The sequence below is a fragment of the Pseudodesulfovibrio sediminis genome (genome assembly GCF_020886695.1).
GTDB classification, from domain to species: Bacteria; Desulfobacterota; Desulfovibrionia; order Desulfovibrionales; family Desulfovibrionaceae; genus Pseudodesulfovibrio; species Pseudodesulfovibrio sediminis.
Genome location: NZ_AP024485.1, coordinates 2869977 through 2889242 on the forward strand (window position 1 = coordinate 2869977; position 19266 = coordinate 2889242).

Annotated in this window: 11 protein-coding genes; 7 read left to right on the top strand and 4 right to left on the bottom strand. The window is 52.7% G+C overall.

The genetic code is table 11. The features are described from left to right. The first annotated feature begins 40 nt into the window (after positions 1 to 40). The 3 genes from SRBAKS_RS13665 (at position 41) to SRBAKS_RS13675 (ending at position 9010) form a co-directional block, all read left to right on the top strand. On the top strand, positions 41 to 5128 hold the full coding sequence (locus tag SRBAKS_RS13665) for an alpha-2-macroglobulin family protein (RefSeq protein ID WP_229591442.1): 5088 nt from the start codon (positions 41 to 43) through the stop codon (positions 5126 to 5128). Between the two features lie 6 nt (positions 5129 to 5134). After that, positions 5135 to 7456, top strand: coding sequence for a penicillin-binding protein 1C (gene pbpC, locus SRBAKS_RS13670; RefSeq protein ID WP_229591443.1), 2322 nt, complete (start codon positions 5135 to 5137; stop codon positions 7454 to 7456). Positions 7457 to 8059: 603 nt separating this feature from the next. Next, a complete protein-coding gene (locus SRBAKS_RS13675) occupies positions 8060 to 9010 on the top strand; it encodes an AEC family transporter (RefSeq protein WP_229591444.1) in 951 nt (316 codons plus the stop codon). Between the two features lie 196 nt (positions 9011 to 9206). Here the strand turns inward: SRBAKS_RS13675 and SRBAKS_RS13680 are convergent, their stop codons facing one another. From SRBAKS_RS13680 to SRBAKS_RS13695, 4 genes are all read right to left on the bottom strand, one after another. Then, entirely contained in the window at positions 9207 to 10607 is a 1401-nt protein-coding gene (locus tag SRBAKS_RS13680; RefSeq protein ID WP_229591445.1) for an alanine/glycine:cation symporter family protein, read from the bottom strand. A gap of 84 nt (positions 10608 to 10691) precedes the next feature. Next, entirely contained in the window at positions 10692 to 11804 is a 1113-nt protein-coding gene (ald, locus tag SRBAKS_RS13685; RefSeq protein WP_229591446.1) for an alanine dehydrogenase, read from the bottom strand. 457 nt (positions 11805 to 12261) lie between these two features. Then, complete coding sequence (locus tag SRBAKS_RS13690; RefSeq protein WP_229591447.1) at positions 12262 to 13884, bottom strand: sigma 54-interacting transcriptional regulator; 1623 nt, start codon at positions 13882 to 13884, stop codon at positions 12262 to 12264. A 671-nt stretch (positions 13885 to 14555) separates the two neighbouring features. Continuing rightward, on the bottom strand, positions 14556 to 15689 hold the full coding sequence (locus tag SRBAKS_RS13695; protein WP_229591448.1) for a glycosyltransferase: 1134 nt from the start codon (positions 15687 to 15689) through the stop codon (positions 14556 to 14558). An 89-nt stretch (positions 15690 to 15778) separates the two neighbouring features. Here SRBAKS_RS13695 and SRBAKS_RS13700 point away from each other — a divergent pair, with 89 nt between their 5' ends. The 4 genes from SRBAKS_RS13700 (at position 15779) to SRBAKS_RS13715 (ending at position 19265) form a co-directional block, all read left to right on the top strand. Continuing rightward, complete coding sequence (locus tag SRBAKS_RS13700) at positions 15779 to 16891, top strand: glycosyltransferase family 4 protein (protein WP_229591449.1); 1113 nt, start codon at positions 15779 to 15781, stop codon at positions 16889 to 16891. Positions 16892 to 17023: 132 nt separating this feature from the next. Continuing rightward, positions 17024 to 18052 (top strand): autotransporter outer membrane beta-barrel domain-containing protein, encoded by a 1029-nt coding sequence (locus tag SRBAKS_RS13705; RefSeq protein ID WP_229591450.1) that lies wholly within the window; start codon positions 17024 to 17026, stop codon positions 18050 to 18052. Positions 18053 to 18169: 117 nt separating this feature from the next. Continuing rightward, the gene (locus tag SRBAKS_RS13710) at positions 18170 to 18892 is read left to right on the top strand and encodes a glycosyltransferase family 2 protein (RefSeq protein WP_229591451.1); all 723 of its coding nucleotides are present in this window, start codon (positions 18170 to 18172) and stop codon (positions 18890 to 18892) included. Continuing rightward, a complete protein-coding gene (locus SRBAKS_RS13715) occupies positions 18879 to 19265 on the top strand; it encodes a DUF2304 domain-containing protein (RefSeq protein ID WP_229591452.1) in 387 nt (128 codons plus the stop codon). The genes SRBAKS_RS13710 and SRBAKS_RS13715 overlap by 14 nt, the downstream gene beginning before the upstream one ends. The last annotated feature ends 1 nt before the right edge of the window (position 19266 follow it).

A 19266-nucleotide genomic window follows, 5' to 3' on the forward strand; every position in this document is an offset into this window, starting at 1 on the left:
AATATTGTACGCAGATTGAAAAAAAGAAGCCAGGTCTCTCATGAAACTACCTAATGTGAAAAAAGTTGGCATCGGTTTTCTTGTCTTAGTCGTCATTATCCAAGCAGCGTGGATATTCAAAGATTACATACCCAAGCTTCAAACGCCCTCTGGAAATGAACAACAAGTCAGCGGCTTTCAGCTAACGTCTATTGATTTGTCTGAAAATGCCGGAGAGAGCCCTGGGTATTCCTCTATCTATGCAAACCTTTCATTTACTCAGCCGGTTTCCCCCGAGGACCTTTTGGCTCATGTCCGTCTCGTTGATGAATCTGATGATAAAGAGCTGTCGTTGCAAGTAACGACTTCTTGGAGCTCTCGAAGCTTGGCTGTGCGTTCTGAAGATGTGAAAAAATCGATAAAAGGGAAAAGGTACAAGCTTCTTGTAGACGCGAAGCTCAGGCAGGCTGGCAGCGATGCCGAACTAGGTCAAGCGTGCTTCAAGGAGATAACACTTATTCAAAATCCGGTTTTGACGTTTAAGGAGGGGCGAGCAGAATCAAGTACTTCAGGTGGAACGCTTTGGTTGGCATTTTCAACACCAATGGCCCCCGCTACAGCGAAGTCTTTTCTCAATGTTGGACCCAATGTGGATTACTCTCTGAGTTCGTCAGGCAAAGAGCTTGTTGTCATGGGTAATTTTAAGCCTGGCAAAACCTATATGGTGACCATGAGATCCGGCCTGACTGCCGCCGATGGCGCTGTCCTGAAATCAGACGTAAAGGGAACAGTTGTTATGCCTGATCTGAAGGCTTCGGTTGATTTTGTTGGGTCTGGTATTTTTTTGCCTTTGTCCATACCGCATAAAGCAGCGATGGTGGTTGAAGCGGTGAATACCTCAAAAGCCGTTTTGCAGATAGATCGAGTGTTTCCTAACAACCTGTTTTCAATGCTCAGTCACTATGGGCAAAGAATTTTTGATGATGATTGGATTTATGAAGAAATCCCACAGTCGCTTGGCGGGAAGGTATATGAAAAAGAAATCACCTTTCCTGAGAAAAAGAACCAAATCATACGTGTTCCGGTTAAACTTGATTATGATCTGTCTCGCAAAGGCAATGGGCTGTATCGCTTAAGTCTGTCGACTCATGATGATAAAGTGACGAAGCGTTGGGCCCTTATCACTGATATAGGACTGGTTGCCAAAAGAGATAAAACGCATTTTACGGTTTGGGCTGTTTCGAACAAAACGTTAAAACCAATCAGTGGAATCTACATTGATCTCATAAGTGATAAAAATCAGAAGCTTGCTCAGAAACTGACGAATGCACAAGGAGTGGCGAAACTTAAGCTGCCGCAGGATAGCCCGAAAGGAACCCCCTATCTGATCGTTGCGAAGAATAATACAGGTGATTTTTCCTTTCTATTACCTTCTCGTTTCAGAGTGGATACTGCTGGGCTTGATGTAGCCGGTGCAACCATATCTTCCACCGGTGTGAGAGGGTATATCTATGGCGAAAGGACGCTTTACCGTCCGGGAGAGGTTTTAAAGGCTGTCGCAGTCGTCAGAAATGATGATTTCTCCATTCCGTCTAATATGCCGTTGGTTCTCTCACAGAAAGATCCTAAAGGGCGTGAGATTCGCAAAATAAAACTCACCGCTGATGCGCACGGCATTTCAGATATCAACATCCCCGTCCCTGAGTTTGCTTTAACTGGGGGATACTCTCTTTCCTTGAGCGTTGGGGAGAAAGTCGTAGGCACATACGAGTTCAATGTCGAGGAGTTCATTCCTGACCGCATCAAGGTTGAAATCGAAACAGGAGTAGAGGCTTTTGAGCCTGGGCAATCGATTTCTGCTGAGGTGAAAAGTCATTACTTGTTTGGTCCACCTGCGGCGAATCTTCCAGTCTCCACACGTGCCGTCCTTAAGGCCATTCCGTTCACGTCTTCTAAATACCCCGGATACTCATTCGGCGACTCTGATAGAACGTTTCAGCCACAGGAGTTCTACGCCAAGGAAAGTTCTTTGGATGGGGCAGGTAATGGGTCGTTTTCTATACAGATTCCCAACAAGTTGATGCCGCCTTCCGCCCTTGAAGCCGTCATTTATGGGCGAGTTAGTGAGAACGGCGGGCGTGGTGTGACCGCGCGGAAACGAGTGCTTGTACATCCGTACAGCTATTATTTGGGCGTTAAAAACCTGGAAAGAAATGGCTTCGAATACGGTAAACCTGTCAAATTCGATTTCGTGGCGGTCAGCAAGGATGGAACCCCCGTAGAATTTGATGAGTTGCAGGCGGAGTTGTATAAAAATCGATGGCGTACTGTTGTTCGGAGAACTCCATCAGGGGAGTACCGATATCAATCGGTCAATGATCCGAAGTTGATTGAATCCATCAAAGTCCCATCTGGGGTTGGCAAACAGATTGTCGAATTCACTCCCCCGACCTACGGCAGCTACACAATGAAGATACTGTCTCCTACTACGGGAGCTGCAGCAGGTACCAACTTTTATTGTGGCGGTTGGGGCTACTCCCCTTGGGCTCTTGAAAATCCGGCACGGATAGAGCTGGCTTTGGACAAGGAACAGTATGACGCTGGCGATATAGCTGTTGTTCAGTTGCGGGCCCCTTTCTCTGGCCGGGTGATTGTCAGCATTGAAGGGGAAAACGTCCTTGAGAGTAAAGTGGTAGAGCTTGAAGGCAATACTGGTGAAGTTCGATTCCCGGTAAAAAAAGAGTATGTGCCCAATGTTTATGTGACCGCACTACTTATGCGCAAGGCCAGCGATATTACCGAAGGCTCTGTTGGCCGCGCCTTTGGTGCAGTCCCGCTCCTTGTCGATAACAAATCAAACAAAATTGATTTGCATGTCTCTGCTCCGAGTGAGGTCAGGCCTGAATCTGATTTCATGGTCGAAATTGAAGCTGAGCCTGGGGCTATTGTGACCGTTGCTGCTGTTGATGAGGGAATAATGCAGCTTGCCGGTTCAAAAGATCCAGACCCGTTTGACTACTTCTATGCTCGACGCGCTCTTGGCGTAGATAGTTTTGATACATTCGCCATGTTGTACCCTGATATGGCCAAAATTCTAGGAAAGATCGAAGTCGGCGGCGACATGGCCATGAAGGCAGAAAGTCAATTCATGCGCACGGAAGGTATCCGCCGAGTTAAGCCTGTTTCCTTCTGGTCCGGGCCTCTTGTGGCCGACAAAGATGGCATTGTTCGTTATGCAATGACGCTTCCGGATTTCCAAGGAGCCTTGCGGGTTGTTGCCGTTGCTGCTGACGGTAAACGGTTTGGACAAGCGAGGACAATGACACTGGTTCGTTCGCCTCTGGCTGTTACGCCGACATTGCCCCGCTTCCTCTCGCCTGGCGATTCTATTGAAATGCCTGTCACGGTTCGAAACGACATAGGGAACAAAGCAGCAGTTTCTGTTGAGATAGTCGCCGAGGGTGCGGTTGAGATCAGTGGAGATTACCCCAAGGATTTACAGCTTGAGGATGGCGAGGAGAAGACCCTTTATATACCGCTGCTTGCCAGGTTTGGAGCTGGCGGTGCTGCTAAAATAACAGTTCGTGCATCGACTTCAAATGAATCTCGTCGAGTCGTTACCGAGCTCCCGGTCCGGCCTGCTGTCCCGTATCGTAGAGAACTTGCGTTCGGGGCTTTTTCGGAAGGCAGTGGACAACTTGTTGCATCCCCAGAAGGCTACATGCCGGGGACTGTCACGAGATCGGTTGCTTTGAGTCGACTTCCCATGGCGCGTTTTACAGGTAAGTTGGAATATTTGTTGGGCTATCCGTATGGATGTGCCGAGCAGACGACTTCCAAGGCTTTCCCTCTTATTAGGTTTGGTGATCTAGCTAAGGCTTTTGCGCCCCACCTGATCAACAAGCAAGGCCCAGCACGTACAGTACAGGCAGCGATCACACGGTTGAGAACCATGCAAACCAACAATGGTGGTTTTGCGTACTGGCCTGGCGAAGATAGCCCTCGTCCGTGGGTTAGTGCCTATGTGACCCACTTCCTTCTTGAAGGAGAGCAGGCTGGGTTTGTGTCAGGCATGTCGGTTCGGGCTTTGGATTATATGGGACAGCTCAGTAACGAGCGTAGCGATTTGGACACAACAGCATATGCCCTTTACAATCTCTCCAAGGCCGGTCGTCCCAATCGAGGTGCAATGGATGAGCTACGTGACAAGCATATGAAAAAGCTCTCGGCAACAGCTCGCGTCTTGCTGGCTTGCGCTTATTCACTGGCTGGCGATGTGGATTCATTCAACCTCCTTCTTGTGGACTTACCTGGAGTAAGCTCCGGTAGATATTGGGGGGACATGCGCTCAGACTTAAGTGAATATGCTCTCATGCTAATGGTTCTCGCTGATGCACATCCCGGTGATAGTCTGGTCCCGGAATTGACTGCGAAAGTGTCCCAATTGATGGAAGGGTATTACTGGACAACGACTTTGGAAAACGGCCTGACATTCTCAGCATTGGGAAAAATGGCTGGTAACGCAGGGCCCTTGAGCGGCCAGCTTGTCTCGGGAAAAAGCGAGTACGCCTTCCTGGATGAGATGGCTTTCACCGAGGATGCCATTCCTGGTGATGCTCCGATTATGGCTGAATTCTCCACTGGAGACTCTCCGGTTTATTGGTCGGTCACTTCAAGAGGTATTCCAACACCTGGCTCGTTGAAGCCTATCAGTGAGGGACTTTCTGTTGAAAGGTTCTTCCTTGACAGAGATGGTGCCCCGCTTGATCTCTCTAATGTCCAGCAGGGAGATTTGGTGATTATGCGGACACGCATCAAGGCAACAGAAAGAAACGTAAAAGACACCGTTGTGCAATTGCTTCTCCCCGCCGGTCTGGAGGTGGAGAATGCCCGTCTTGCCACTACTGAATCAGCTGCTTTCATAGAAGGCAATGAAAAGACCATCTCAGGGCATCAGGATCTCAGGGATGATCGAATCCTGTTTTTCACAGATGTTTATAAAGATGCATGGCGCGTGGGGTATACGCAACTCCGTGCTGTAACGCCTGGCGTATACAATCTGCCTCCTGTGCAGGCTGAGGCGATGTATGATCCTTCTATCAAAGCTCTGGGAGAGCTTGGGAAAATGACGGTTACCCGAAAGGAATAGCCTGTCATGAAATGGAATCGTCGCTTTCTTTATGGAGGTTTGATTCTTTCAAGCTTCCCATTGGTGGCCGCATTGGCTTTCGGCCTGCTTGATGCTTTATTTCCTCTCCCGGAGGAGTGGCTTTCGCCTCCCTCCGGGACGCGGGTTTTGGATCGTTCCGGCATTGAGTTGCGACGATTTTTGGCCACAGATTCAATGTGGCGTTTTCCCGTCACTCTGCAAGACGTCTCACCAGATTTGGTAAAGGCTTTGATAGAGTCTGAGGACAGGTGGTTTTATGAGCATCCGGGGGTCAATCCATTCGCCATCGTCCGTGCTGCGTGGGGTAATCTGGTTGCCGGACGAGTCGTTTCTGGAGCCTCCACGATTCCTATGCAGATAGCCCGGATGTCTGATCCTCGGTCGCGCACTTTGGAAGCTAAAGTAATAGAGGCCTTTCGGGCTATTCAACTCTCAATAAAATATTCAAAAACCGAGCTGCTTGAGGCATATTTGAATGTAGCCCCCTTTGGCGGCAACATTATGGGGGTGGGGGCTGCTTCACTGTTGTATTTTGATAAGCCCCCTAGCCAACTTTCTCTTGGTGAGAGTGCTTTGTTGGCGGTCTTGCCGCGTGCTCCGAATTGGTACAATCCTGCGCGGCACCCTGACCGGGCAATGGTGATTCGGAATCAGGTGCTTGAGTTGCTTACAAGTCGTAAGGTCGTTGATTTAGCTGAGGCGAAGAGAGCTATGCGGCAGCCCATGGTCGCGCATCGTCGTCCTTCACCCATGCTGGCCCCACATTTTTCTCTTTTTGTCAAACATCGCTTAGGAGCAGAACCTAATCTGGTTACTACGCTGGATATTTCCAAACAACGAACTCTTGAGCAGCTTTTGTTCAGGCATGTGTTACGAATTAGGCAGGAAGGGATCTCTAATGCTGCTGCCGTCATCCTTGATAGGAAAACACGTGAAGTGCTTGCGATGGTCGGCTCTGTTGATTTTTTTGATGACCAAACACAAGGCCAAGTCAATAATGCAATTTCTCGTCGTTCTCCTGGGTCGACGCTCAAGCCTTTCCTATACGCGTTGGCATTTGATCAAGGGCTCGCAATACCTGAATCACGTATGCTTGATGTTCCGACGGATTTTGCTGGATACACACCTGAAAATTATTCAGGCACATTTTCCGGGCAAGTCACCATTGCCGAAGCATTGTCCCGTTCACTGAATGTTCCTGCTGTTCGCCAGCTTACTCGTGTCGGGTTAAACAAGTTTTATGATTTGTTGAAAAGAGGCGGACTTGAGACCATTAACCGCCCGCCCTCATTTTACGGTTTGCCCCTGGCCTTGGGGACATGCGAGGTCCGTCTATTAGACCTTGCCAACCTCTATGCAACCCTTGCCGAAGGAGGGAGGCATCGACCATGGCGTATCGTTAGCCACTCTGATGAAGTGGAGCAGCAACTGTTCAGCCCGGAAGCCTCTCACACCATCTCCCAAATCCTGACAAGAGTTACGCGACCTGACATGCCAGACTCCTGGCGGTTGACTCAGGATCGTCCTATTGCAGCATGGAAAACCGGTACTTCCTTTGGGCATCGGGATGCATGGGCTGTCGGCTTTGACGATACTCTTGCCGTCGGGGTCTGGGTGGGTAATCCTGATGGCAAAGTCGTGAAAGGAATTTCAGGAGCAGTCCATGCCGGTCCGCTTTTTTTTGATATTCTCCGTGCGTTTACTACCGGTTCTCGCGACCTGCGCTTAGCTGATGCGCCTAACTTGCGACCTGTCAAGATCTGCAAGGCCAGTCATCTTCTTGCAGGGCCTGATTGTCCTGAAACATATACGGCGTTAGCTGGACCAAAGTTGAAAATTGGTCGTTGCTCCGATCACAAACGGATTTTGGTTGATGCTGAAACCGGTGATTTGCTTGAAGGTGATTGTGTTATGGCTAGGCCTGCAACTTCCACGGTTGTCCGCACCGTCCCGCCAGAGTTGGCGGCATGGCTGGCCTCGCAGGGCAAATCTGTGCCCAAGCTGCCCCCATTGAGTTCTTATTGCTCGGATGTACCGAGCGGAAGGCCTCCAACCATTATCTCGCCCTCGGCCACAACCACATACGTTGTGCGTCATGATACACCTTCTCGGTTTCAGAAAATCAACCTGAAGGCCGTATCTTCCGATCCTTCGCAAATCCTTTGGTGGTATGTTGATGGTGTTTTTATTGGCACAACTTCGGACAAGAAAACACTTTTTTATTCAATGCAGCTTGGCAAACACCAAGCCTCAGTCTCAGATGGTTTTGGGCGGAGTCATACATTGGAATTTAATGTGATTCGATAACTGGATAGTTCTACCGGAAGAATCGTGATGGCATACAAAACAGCATCTAAGCATGGCCAATGGGTCGCTCGCCTTTCCACTGGAGCAGGGTGTTTTGTCGGGCAGAAAAGCAAAAACAGCCGGAAGAAGATGTTGATTCGAAGAAGGTCAAACTCCGAAAGCCTTCTGGCGAAGAACGTGTGAGAAGTTACTCGGAAGAAGAGTCTGATGAAAAATTCGCCACGCAGAAGTTTAGGCGACAGCGAAATGGCCTGCCCCTCGAAAGCTGGCCCACATCAGATGGTAGTAGAATGGGCCTATTATTCGGGTGCTTTACATCTGGATATGATGCAAAGTTGAGAGGTAGACCTGATCGACCTTTGCGCCGAGGGAGGAGGACGAGCCCCATCCGATAGACGGTGTCGCCCAGATTGGAGGACCCGCTTCCAAATCGTTGATCTCAGGTGAGCGATGCCCAGGTTTTGTCCGGATATTCTTGTGCAGGTTGCCAAAATCAGTAGCGGAATGGTATGCGAGTATGGAAAACACGGATATTCCAACTGGCTGGTATACCTTTCTGTTTCCCTTCAGCCGTGACTCTCCGGACAAATCAAGGAGTTCCTCATGCCCATCACCGGCCGTCTTGTCGCCTCAATCGCTGTCCTGCTCGGCCTGATCTGTCTCGCTTCCTTTTTTCGGCATAAAGGATTTCTCAAGGACGAACACGCCGGCGTGTTTGCGAAGCTCGTCACTCACTGCACTTTACCCGCGCTGATCTTCGTATCTCTGGCCCATACGAAAATCGTCTGGTCGCAGGCGTGGCTGGCGCTGATAATGTTCGTTGCGGAACTGTTCGCCCTGACGCTTGGCTGGATTGCGGCCCGGGTGCTGAGGCTGGATCGCCCGGCTACCGGAGCCATGATTCTGGTCTCCGGGTTTGGCAGCTCGTCACTTCTGGGCTACGCGCTCATAAGTCAGGTGTTTCCCGGTAACCTGGCAGCCATGACCGAGGCCGTCATGGTCTCGGAGATCGGCGTTGGACCGGCGCTGTTCACCCTGGGCACCATGATCGCAATTTACTACGGCAGGGAAACGGCCTCGCCGGACGCCCGCATCAGGGCAGCGCTGGCGTTTTTCAAGTCACCGATTTTTGTTTCCGTGGTGGCGGGACTTGCATGGTCCACTTTCAAGCTGCCCGTGGACGGCCCTGTCGTCGGGACCGTTGTCCAGGCGCTCAAGGCCGCGGGCACGGCCAATACCCTGATGGTCACACTGCTTGTCGGCGTGCTGCTCAAGTTCGAGAACATCCGTAGCGTGGTCGTGGTGGGCGCGGCCGTGGCGCTGAACAAGCTTATCCTGAAGCCGGTGATAATCTGGTTGCCGACCTCGTTCATGACGTTTCATCATTGGGAGGTTCATGTGCTGGTGCTTGAGGCGGCCATGCCGTCGGCGTTGCTGACCGTGGCGCTGTCGCGTTCCTATGGTTGTGACGCAGGGTTGGCATCACGAATGGTTTTTCTTACCACGACGCTTTCCGTGCTGACCATTCCGCTGATGTTCGGCATGTTGCGGTGATCGGATAAGTTTACCCTTGATCGGGATTTTTCAGATCGGTTCGGCTGTCGAGGAGCAATCCCGGCCCAGCCTGAAGGTGCTGAGCCGTGATGAACCCGGCATAAGCGCACGTTGCAATACAAAGAGCGGCTTACGGTACTGTACCGTAAGCCGCTTTTTTGTTTGGTGAGCGAGGGGGAGGGCAGGATATCCTGACCTATTCTTCCCCTTGCGGTACCGCTGGTGATTGGATGGCCTCGACCTCTTTCGTCTTTTTGATCGACTCGAAATACTTTTTCGTTTCCGAGACAACAACTGGACTCAGCAGGATCAGGCCGATGAGGTTGGGGATGGCCATCAGGCCGTTCAGGGTGTCTGAGATGTTCCAGACAAGGCTGAGTTTTGCAATGGCTCCCGCCCCTACGAAGAAGATGAACAGAAGGCGGTACGGGAGTATCGCTTTCACACCGAGCAGATATTCGATGGATTTTTCTCCGTAGTAGCTCCAACCCAGTATGGTCGAATAGGCGAACAGGATCAGGCCGATGGTCACGACATGTGCGCCGCCGGGCATGCCTGTTGCGAAACTGATGGTTGTGAGTTCCGCGCCGGTGGTTCCGTTTGACCAGGCCCCGGTAAGGATCAGGACGAGGCCGGTCATGGTACAGACCACCAGGGTGTCGATGAAGGTCTGGGTCATGGACACCAGCGCCTGGGTGACAGGGCTTTTGGTCTGGGCTGCGGCCGCCGCGATAGGGGCGCTTCCCAGGCCTGATTCATTGGAGAAAACCCCGCGGGCCACGCCCATCCTGATACACATCATTATGGATGCTCCGGCAAACCCGCCGACCGCGGCGGTGGGATTGAATGCCTGCTCGAAAATGAGGTTCAGAGCGGCAGGAATGCCTGCCATGTTTGTAATGATGATGTATGATGCGCCAGCCATGTAGAATATGATCATGATGGGGACAAAGAAACCGGTCACCTGACCGATTTTCTTGATGCCCCCAAGGATGACGACGGAGATGCACACCATGAGAACGATACCGGTAACAACCGGGGAGATCTGATAGGTTGCTTTGACCGCTTGTGCGATAGAGTTTGATTGGACCATGTTACCGATGCCAAAGGCCGCCACTGAGGCGCAGCAGGCAAACATAGCTCCAAGCCATGGCTTTTTCAGCCCTTTCGAGATGTAGTACATCGGGCCGCCGCTCATCTCGCCGTTTTCGTCTATTACACGATACTTAACGGCCAGAACCGCTTCGGCGTATTTGGTGGCCATGCCGACGAGGCCGGTGACCCACATCCAGAACAGGGCACCCGGGCCACCCATTGCAATTGCAGTGGCGACACCCGCGATGTTTCCTGTCCCGACTGTTGCCGAGAGCGCTGTCATCAAGGCTTGGAAGTGGGTGATGTCTCCTGGTTCGTCCGTTTCTTCCTTGCGTTTGATGAGGGCAAGATAGAGCGCGTATCCCAGTTTTCGTATTTGAATCCCACGCAGTGCAAGCGTCAGCCATACACCTGTTCCAACCAGCAGGATCAGCATGGGGGGACCCCAGGCAAATGCTCCCACTTTACCAACTAATTCGTCCAATACAGTCAAAAAATCCATATGATCTCCTTGGTCGTGTTACCTTGGATTCCCAGAGCAAACTCCTTCCATATTCAATGCGTATATGGTGTTGATCGGCGCCGATTACAGAACGTTCTCGACAGGCACATATTCAAGGTCAAAGGCGTCGGCGACACCCTTGTAGGTTACCTGACCGTTGACGATGTTCAGTCCGGTCTTGATGGGGTTGCTCTCAATGGCGGCCTGCTTCCAGCCCTTGTTGGCGATTTCAAGAGCATAGGGGAGGGTGGCGTTGGTCAGTGCCATGGTGGACGTCACGGGAACGGCACCAGGCATGTTGGCGACACAGTAGTGGATGACGCCTTCGACATCGAAGACCGGGTCCTGGTGCGTGGTGGCCTTGGAAGTTTCGAAACAGCCGCCCTGGTCAATGGCGACATCGACGATCACGGCGCCGTCTTTCATGGACTTCAGCATCTCGCGTGTGACAAGCTTGGGCGCTTTGGCACCGGCGACGAGGACCGCGCCAATGACGACATCGGCTTCGAGCAGCAGCTCGCGCAGCAGGGCCGGGCTGCTCATCATGGGGAAACAGTTCTTGGGCATGACTTCGGAGAGGTAGCGGAGTCTGTCCAGATTCATGTCGAGCAGGGAGACTTTTGCTCCGAGGCCACAGGCCATCTGAGCCGCGTTGGTTCCGACAACACCGCCGCCGATGACGACCACGTTCGCGGGCGCGACACCGGTCACACCGCCCATGAGGAGGCCGCGGCCACCAAAGTCGCGTTCAAGGTACTTAGCGCCTTCCTGAATGGACATGCGACCGGCGACTTCACTCATGGGAGTGAGCAGCGGCAGGTCTCCGGCAGGGCCTTCAACGGTTTCATAGGCGATGGCGATGGACTTGTTCTTGATGAACGCGCGGGTCAGCGGCTCATCAGGGGCGAAGTGGAAATAGGTGAAGACGATCTGTCCTTCGCGGACCATGTCGTATTCGGAGGGTTGCGGCTCCTTGACGTGCATCACCATGTCGGCTGTGGCGTAAATTTCGGCAGGTGTGTCGATAATCTTGGCCCCGGCAGCCACGTACTCTTCATTCGAAAATCCGCTTCCCACGCCAGCGGCCGTTTCGACAACGACATCGTGGCCGTTTGCACAGAGGACTTCGACTCCGGTGGGCGTCATGGATACTCTGTTCTCTGCTGCTTTAATTTCTTTCAAGATTCCGACTTTCATTCTGTGTTCTCCTTAAAATTGGGTGCTTGTAATAGTGCCAGGGCATTTTCCTGCCTTGGCGGTTCGTGGCTCCCCTTTGGCAATCCTCATGCCAACTTCCTGAGTATCTGGTTTTTTCGAGCATAATGCCTCAAAAAGAATATGATATCAGTGTGTTGTAATTGTGCTCTGCGGACAGGATGTAGAGGCGGGGCGGTTTGATCCCAGACCATGTACTGGTTCGTTATGTTTCCAGCAGAAAGGGCTTTCGAGAGTAATGTGTCGGATTAAAAGACTTTATGTTCAGTGGTCCGATTTGGTTCCACTTTGTGCTTTTGTTACCGCTGTTGAAGGGCGGTTCAATTCGGGGGCGGATTGTCTCATGCTGAAGGAGCCTGTGCTTCCATCACGCACAGTATGGTGGGGTGTGGGAGGGGCAGGCAGGGTGCGCCTTTGAGCGCTTCTCGGTGAGTCTGTGTCAGCGGATGGAATCGGGGGATTCCCAGGGACTGTTTTCCATAGTGTTTCGCAGTTGATATTTCTGGATTTTGCGCAGCAGCGCGGTGTGGGAAAGATCAAGCTTTTTTGCCGCGCTTCGGATGCTGGTAGTGGAGTTCAGTGCGTCAAGCAGCAGCTCCCGCTCATATTTGCCAATCAATTCTTTGAGGGGTTTGTCCGTTTCGATGGGCGGGATTGTTCTGCATCGCTGCCCGCATCCCAGAGGCTTGGTGTTGAAGTGTATCACTTCAGTCGTGATCTTGCTGGAATCGCTCAGGATGGAGGCGCGTTCAATGACGTTTCTCAGTTCGCGCACATTTCCCGGCCAATTGTAGTTGGACAGTTGTTCCAGCGCTTCCACGGTAATGGTCTGGTCTTCTTTCTGGAGTTTCCGGTTGAACTGCTGGAGGAATGAAGCGACCAACTGAGAGATGTCGCTCAACCTTTCCCGTAGCGGAGGGATCTGGATCGTCAACACGTTGATGCGATAGAACAGGTCTTCCCGAAAATCGTTTGTCGCAACCATGTTGTGGAGGTTTTTGTTGGTGGCGGTAATGACCCTGGCGTTCACGGGAATGTGTTTGACGCCGCCAATTCTGCGCACAAAGCCGTCCTGAAGGACACGGAGTATCTTGGCTTGTGTGTTGATGGGCATGTCGCCGATTTCATCCAGAAAAATGGTGCCGTTTTTGGCGGCTTCAAACAGGCCGGGCTTGCCTTTCTTTTTGGCGCCGGTAAAGGCGCCGTCAACATAACCGAAGAGTTCGCTCTCGATGAGGGCTTCCGGCAGAGCGGCGCAGTTGATGGGGATGAACGGGCCTTTCCTGCCGCTTTCAAAGTGAATGGCCTGGGCAAAAAGCTCCTTGCCGGTGCCGCTCTCGCCCGTGATGGAGATGGTTGTTTCCAGCTTTGCGGTCTTTTTGGCAAAAGAAATCAGGTTCTTGATGTCACGACTTTCTCCGATGAAGTCATTGAAATTGATTTCAATGGGCGTCATGACGGCATCGACCATTGCCTTGACTTCTTTGAGGTCCTTCATCAGCAGGACCGCGCCCACAAAGCCTCCCTTGGAATTGAGGATCGGTTTTGCCGACCCGTAAAATTCGACTCGGCCCGTGCTGGTAACGGCAGACTTTCTCCTGCTCACAGGAATGCGTTTCTCGACACAATCCAACAGGATGTTGTCTTTGGGGTTGACCTCGCGGACGTGGGTGTTGATCAACGCCTCGTATGGCATGTCCAGGATGCGGCACGCCACACTGTTGACCGTGCTGATGATTCCTCTGGAGTCCACGGAGATGATCCCTTCACTCATGCCGTCAAACAGAATGCGAAACCACAGTTCTCTTTTCTCCTGTGGAAGTCGCTTCAATTCGATCTGGTTTTTTATGCCGGGAAGTGTGGAAAAGAGCTTCAGGAGCGTGTCGGTGTCCACCGTCTTGTCCCGGTCATCTATCTCCAGTGCAACCTGCGCATAGCCGTCCTGTTGCTCGACTTCCATGGAGACGATGTTCATCTCATGCCGTTGAATAAGCTTCGTAATATCAAATACAATGCCTATCCGATCTTTGAAGATAAGTTCAAATTTCTTGTTTTTGTGCATGGCGATCTTGGGTTCTACGCTGTGGTTTATACCGAGCGCATCAGGAGGCATACGCTTGGATGATGTGCGGCCAGAAGAGCGGCACACACGCTTTCAGGGAGTTGAAAAAAAGGTCTAAGGGTTTGAAATACAGCTGTTTTCCGGGCGGCTCTTGTCTCGCCCTGGCACTTCCCTGCGTGAGCTGTCACTTCCTCTGTATTGATTTGTGTTTATTCGTATATGGCTTGGCTTGGAAGTCAAGAAGATAATTTTGTGAAACTTGGCCTTGGCGGATGGATGTTCTGTTATTGGCGTAATATACGTGTGGATACATCTATTTTGGTGCGGAAACAGAAGTGGCATGTCTGTTGTCTACTGTGCTTGCTAAAGATTCTGACCGTATCCGTCATTCCCATAAACAACCACAGTAGGACAGGGAGCGCGTTTCTCAGGTCGAGCAAAAATATGCCATTGTCGTGAGTAAATGCAGATTGAAGAGGCATGGCGAACACACAGGGGCCGTCCCGGTCTTGAAATACGTGGATCGATCTTGTTGGTTGCCGATGCGCTTCAGCAGGTACCAATTGGCTTGAAAGTCAACCGACACGTTCTGATTCCTGCCCCTGAGCCGATGTGTGTGGGGGCGGGCCAGGAGATCCTTTTGTTCACCATACTTGATACCCTGTTCTGCTTTAGGCAGTGGGGTTGGCGATAACCTCCCGGTACAGAGCTTGAAATGACTGAGCAACGGCTTGTATCGTGAATGTTTCTTCGAGTCGGGCGCGGGCGGCCTTGCCCATTTCCTCGGTTCGCTGCGTGTTGTGGAGCATATCCTTGATGGCCTGCGCCAGTGCGGATGGTGATGCGGGTGGGACCACGATTCCGGTGTGTCCATCCATGTTTACCCAGGCGGCACCTGATCCGGGGATGGCCGTGGAGATCAGGGGCAACCCGTAGCGCATGGCCTCAAGGAGGACAACGCCGAAGGCTTCGCTGCGGTCAACGGACGGCAGACAGAAGAGGGAGGCCTGCTTGTAGTACTGCCGCAGTTGGCTGTCAGACACCGCTCCGGGCAGGTGCACGCGATCGGATAGGGCAAGGCGGTCGATTTCCCGGAGCAGGTCCCAGCGCCGAGAGCCGTCTCCCGCAATGACGAAGTCCGCCTCTGGTACTGCGGCAGCTGCCCTGACAAGGTGCTCGAATCCTTTGTAAAATGAACATCTTCCCACGCTGAGGACGAGCGGCCTGTCGGGTTGCTCCACCGTGTCGTGTGCCGGGTATCTATTCAGATCAATGCCAAGTGGGATGACTGCGGTCTTGGTGTGCCACCTGCGCAACGAAGGGCTGGACTGCCTGTAGGGTGGAGAGGTGGTCACAATGCGGCTGGCCCGGGACAGGCACGGTGTTTCGAAAAGACGATAGAGCGGGTACAAGGCCCGGACCGCGGCGCTCGGTGTTCCCTGCACATCGGCATGCCAATGGGCTATGACAGGGACGTTGGCAGGAAATATTCGGGAATAGAGCACGGCAGGATTGGGCAGATGCAGGTGTATGACATCCGGGCGTGCCCGCTTGATTGCGGTCCGCAGATGCAGGGGAAAGACAGGCGACAGCGGTGCAAAGGCACAGGTCCCGAGCGTTGCGCACCGGGTGATCGCTACCCCGTCTTCAAGCGTGGTTGTCGTGCCTTTCAATGGGGTCGGCTGATGACAGAGGACCGTAATGTCGTGTCCCTGACGTACCTGTTCCGTGGACAGGTCCCTGACACAGGTTTCTATGCCGCCTCTGACCGGGTAGGCGTATTTGCTGATGTGAAGAATGCGCATTCCATGGCAGTGGTTACGCGAGACACGATGGTGAAGCAAGCCTCGCGGGTGTTGCGCTTGGTTCGCAGATAAGGAATGATGCAGGTTCAATGAAAAGGATTCTTATCAATGCACTACCCATGACTGTTGTGGGGACCGGGATCGGACGCTATCTGCGCGGGTTGGCCAACGCCTGTGAGAGAGAGTGTCGTGACACGGTTGCGTTGTCCTATTTCGTTGGCGATCGTATTGTGGAGCTACCGCCCGTGGTTCAAGGGGCCGGATGGCAGGAGCGTATGGGGCAATTATTGTGGAAACTGCCCACTCCCATTGCCTACGGCGCGCGGTTGCTGCGGCATTTCAGGACAGAAAAGCACTTCTGTGAGTTGTGCGAGGGGTTTGATGTCTACCATGAGGCGGGCTATTTCCCGTATATTCCGCAGGAGCGCATACGGACGATCTTGACCGTCCATGATTTGTCGTTGCTGCGGTTTCCTCAATGGCATCCGCCCGAGCGGGTTCGGTATGCCAACCGATACTTCCGGGAGCGGCTACCTCTGGTGGACGGGTTCTGTGCGGTTTCGGCGTTCACCAAACAGGAGATGGTCGAACATCTGGGCGTTGCCCCTGAAATGATCACGGTGACACCTCTGGGAGTCGACCCGGAGCAGTTCAATGAAACGCCCGATCCCATCGCGATACAGGCTCTTGATGCGTTCGGTCTTCCAGATGAATTTATGTTGTTCGTCGGTAGCGGCGATCCGAGGAAAAATCGGGAACTGCTTGTCGCTGCCCTGGGCGCTGCCCGCACGGCTCTTCCGCTCGTGACCGTGGGGTGGAGCGGCTGGAGCGACGATGATTTGAGCGGCTGCGTGAATATGGGCTATGTCTCGGATGCAACGCTGGCGCAACTCTATCGGTCAGCAAAAATGCTTGTTATGCCAAGTGAATATGAAGGGTTCGGGTTGCCTGTTGTCGAAGCGATGGCCTGTGGCTGCCCGGTCCTGACATCGGATGCCGGGGCATTGCGGGAAGTTGGCGGGGATGCCGTCGAGGTTGTTGCCGATATTCATGATGCCAAGGCGTTCGGTGCCTGTCTTGACGCGCTCTTTGCTGAACCGGAGCAGTTGAGGGGCATGTCGGAGAGGGGGCTTGCCCTGGCCGCCCGGTACACATGGACTCGAACAAGCCTGCAAACGGTAGCGACCTGGCAAAGGGGGTGACACTTTGTCTGGTCTTTCTCTAAAATTTTTTGGGTATTACTTGACTTGCTTGAATAATGAGGCATAAAGAACTAAATGTTGTTAATTAATAATGATTATATTAAATTTAAAATAAACGTTGGAGTTGGAACCGTGAACCGCATCCTTTTCCTTTCCCTGTTACTTGTCTGCCTGCTTTGGGCTGTGGCGGCATCTGCAGAGACGAACGGACAGGAGCAGTCCACCAGTGACGTTGTCCGTACCAGTAGTCAGGCCCTCACCACAATGGTGCAGGGACGAGTTGCGACCATTGCGGCTCCCATACCTGCGGGCGTCGAGCAGAGCGCCAACAACACAATTGATAGCAAGGGTAATTTCGCCTATTCCACGAATGTTGAAGAACTCGGCCTCGCCTCTGGTGAGGAGGCCATGGGAATCGGTATCTGGGCCATGGGTGCCTATACCAATTTCAAAAGCACGACCTCTGGCGCTAAGTACGACGCTGATGCGTACAACCTCATGGTCGGCGCCGACTACCGGGCTACCGATGAATTGCTGGTCGGCCTTGCCGCCGGGTTCGGTGTCCTTGATCTCGACAAGAAAGACTGGAACGGCGGGGCTGATACCGGCTCTCTCAAGACCGATCACGAATGGACGATCATGCCGTATGCAGCGTATAATCTGACGGATTTTACTGTTGTTGACGGGGCGTTTGCCTACACCGATTCGCGCTACAAGGATGATGACGGCACCAATGTCGGTCGGTATGACTCCGAGCGGTATCTGACCAACATCGGTATTTCACAGTACTTCATGTATGAGGAATGGACCTTCAGTGGTCGAGCCGGATACATGTATGTGCATGGTGATCTGTCTTCCTACTCCCGCGGCGGAACCAATGTCGCCAACCCGGACAGCTACCTCGGTCAGTTGAACCTGGAAGGCAAGGCCGCCTACTACTTCGAGAACGGCCTGCAGCCGTATACGGCTCTGCGGTATTTCGTGGATACCAGCTCTTCGACACGGCCGACGAATTCAGACTATGACGAATTCGGCGCTGTCCTGGGTGTCAACTGGTACGTAACCGATCAGTGGATCTTCAATCTTGAGGGCAGCAGCTCACTGGATCGTTCCGACTTCGAATCCTATAGCGGCCATCTGAACGTCCGCTATGAATTCTAGTCCCTGTATGCATACAAGTGAAAAGGGGTGGCTCTGAGCCACCCCTTTTTTTGTCTGTGCCGTGTGATTGCATAATCGGGTTGTCAGTGTGTTGCATTTCAGAGTATTGGCAGATGAATGAAAGAGTGTAAGAATCTCGCTGTTATTATCCCCGCCCTCAATGAAGCGGACACCGTGGGCGACGTGGTGAAAGGAGCCCTGCGTTACGGGTGCGATGTCTTTGTCGTCGACGATTGCAGCGATGATGCGACCCGTGAACAGGCGCTGGAAGCAGGGGCCACGGTCTTGAGTTCTCCCTTTGTCACCGGTGCCTGGTGCGCTACCCAGGCCGGGCTGTTGTATGCCATGAAAAAAGGCCGGTATGATTTTTTTCTCACCATGGATGCGGACGGACAGCATGACCCTGATTCGCTCCCTCAGTTGATGGAGCGGTACGGGGAAACAGAGGCCAATATGCTTATCGGGAGTTGTCCTGACCGGGGGAGTATGGGCAGACGCCTGGTCTGGCGGTTGTTCATCTTCCTGACACGGTTGAAAATAGACGATATCACATCAGGATTGCGATTGTATGATCGTGAGAGCGTGAAAGCCGTGCTCTCAAAAGAGGCTTCCCTTTACGATTATCAGGACCTGGGCGTCCTGCTCCTGCTCCGCCGGAGGGGGCTGCATTGCGAAGAGCTGCCTGTCTCCATGTGCTCCAGAAGCAACGGCTGTTCGCGGGTTTTCCGTTCGTGGTCAGCGGTCGCCATGTATATGTTCAAGACGTGCGTGTCGATCGGTGCCGATTGGGTCACGGACTCGAAGCAGCGGGACAACTGGAGAGAGTATGATGGTATTTAATCTTCCTGCCGCGGTGATCGCGTTGCTTTTTGCCGCCAGTGTCCTCTTGCTCGTCAGACGGCAGCGTCTGGGCGTACTCCATACCCTGTGGTGGATGGTGTTGGTGGCAGGCACGCTTGTTCTCGGTTTATTCCCAGCCGTTGCCGACTGGATCGGGGAGAGCGTCGGTATTCATTATCCTCCGGTCCTGCCCATTGTTCTGGCCCTTTGTCTTTTGTTCGTGAAAGTGCTGACCATGGATATGGAGAGAACCCGGCAGGAAATGCAGATCCGTATCCTTGCGCAGAAGATGGCTGCATATGAAGCGGAATTGCAGGAACTCAAAGGGCGGCAGTCCGAGACTGCAGCCAAAGAGACTGACACGCAGCGTTAAT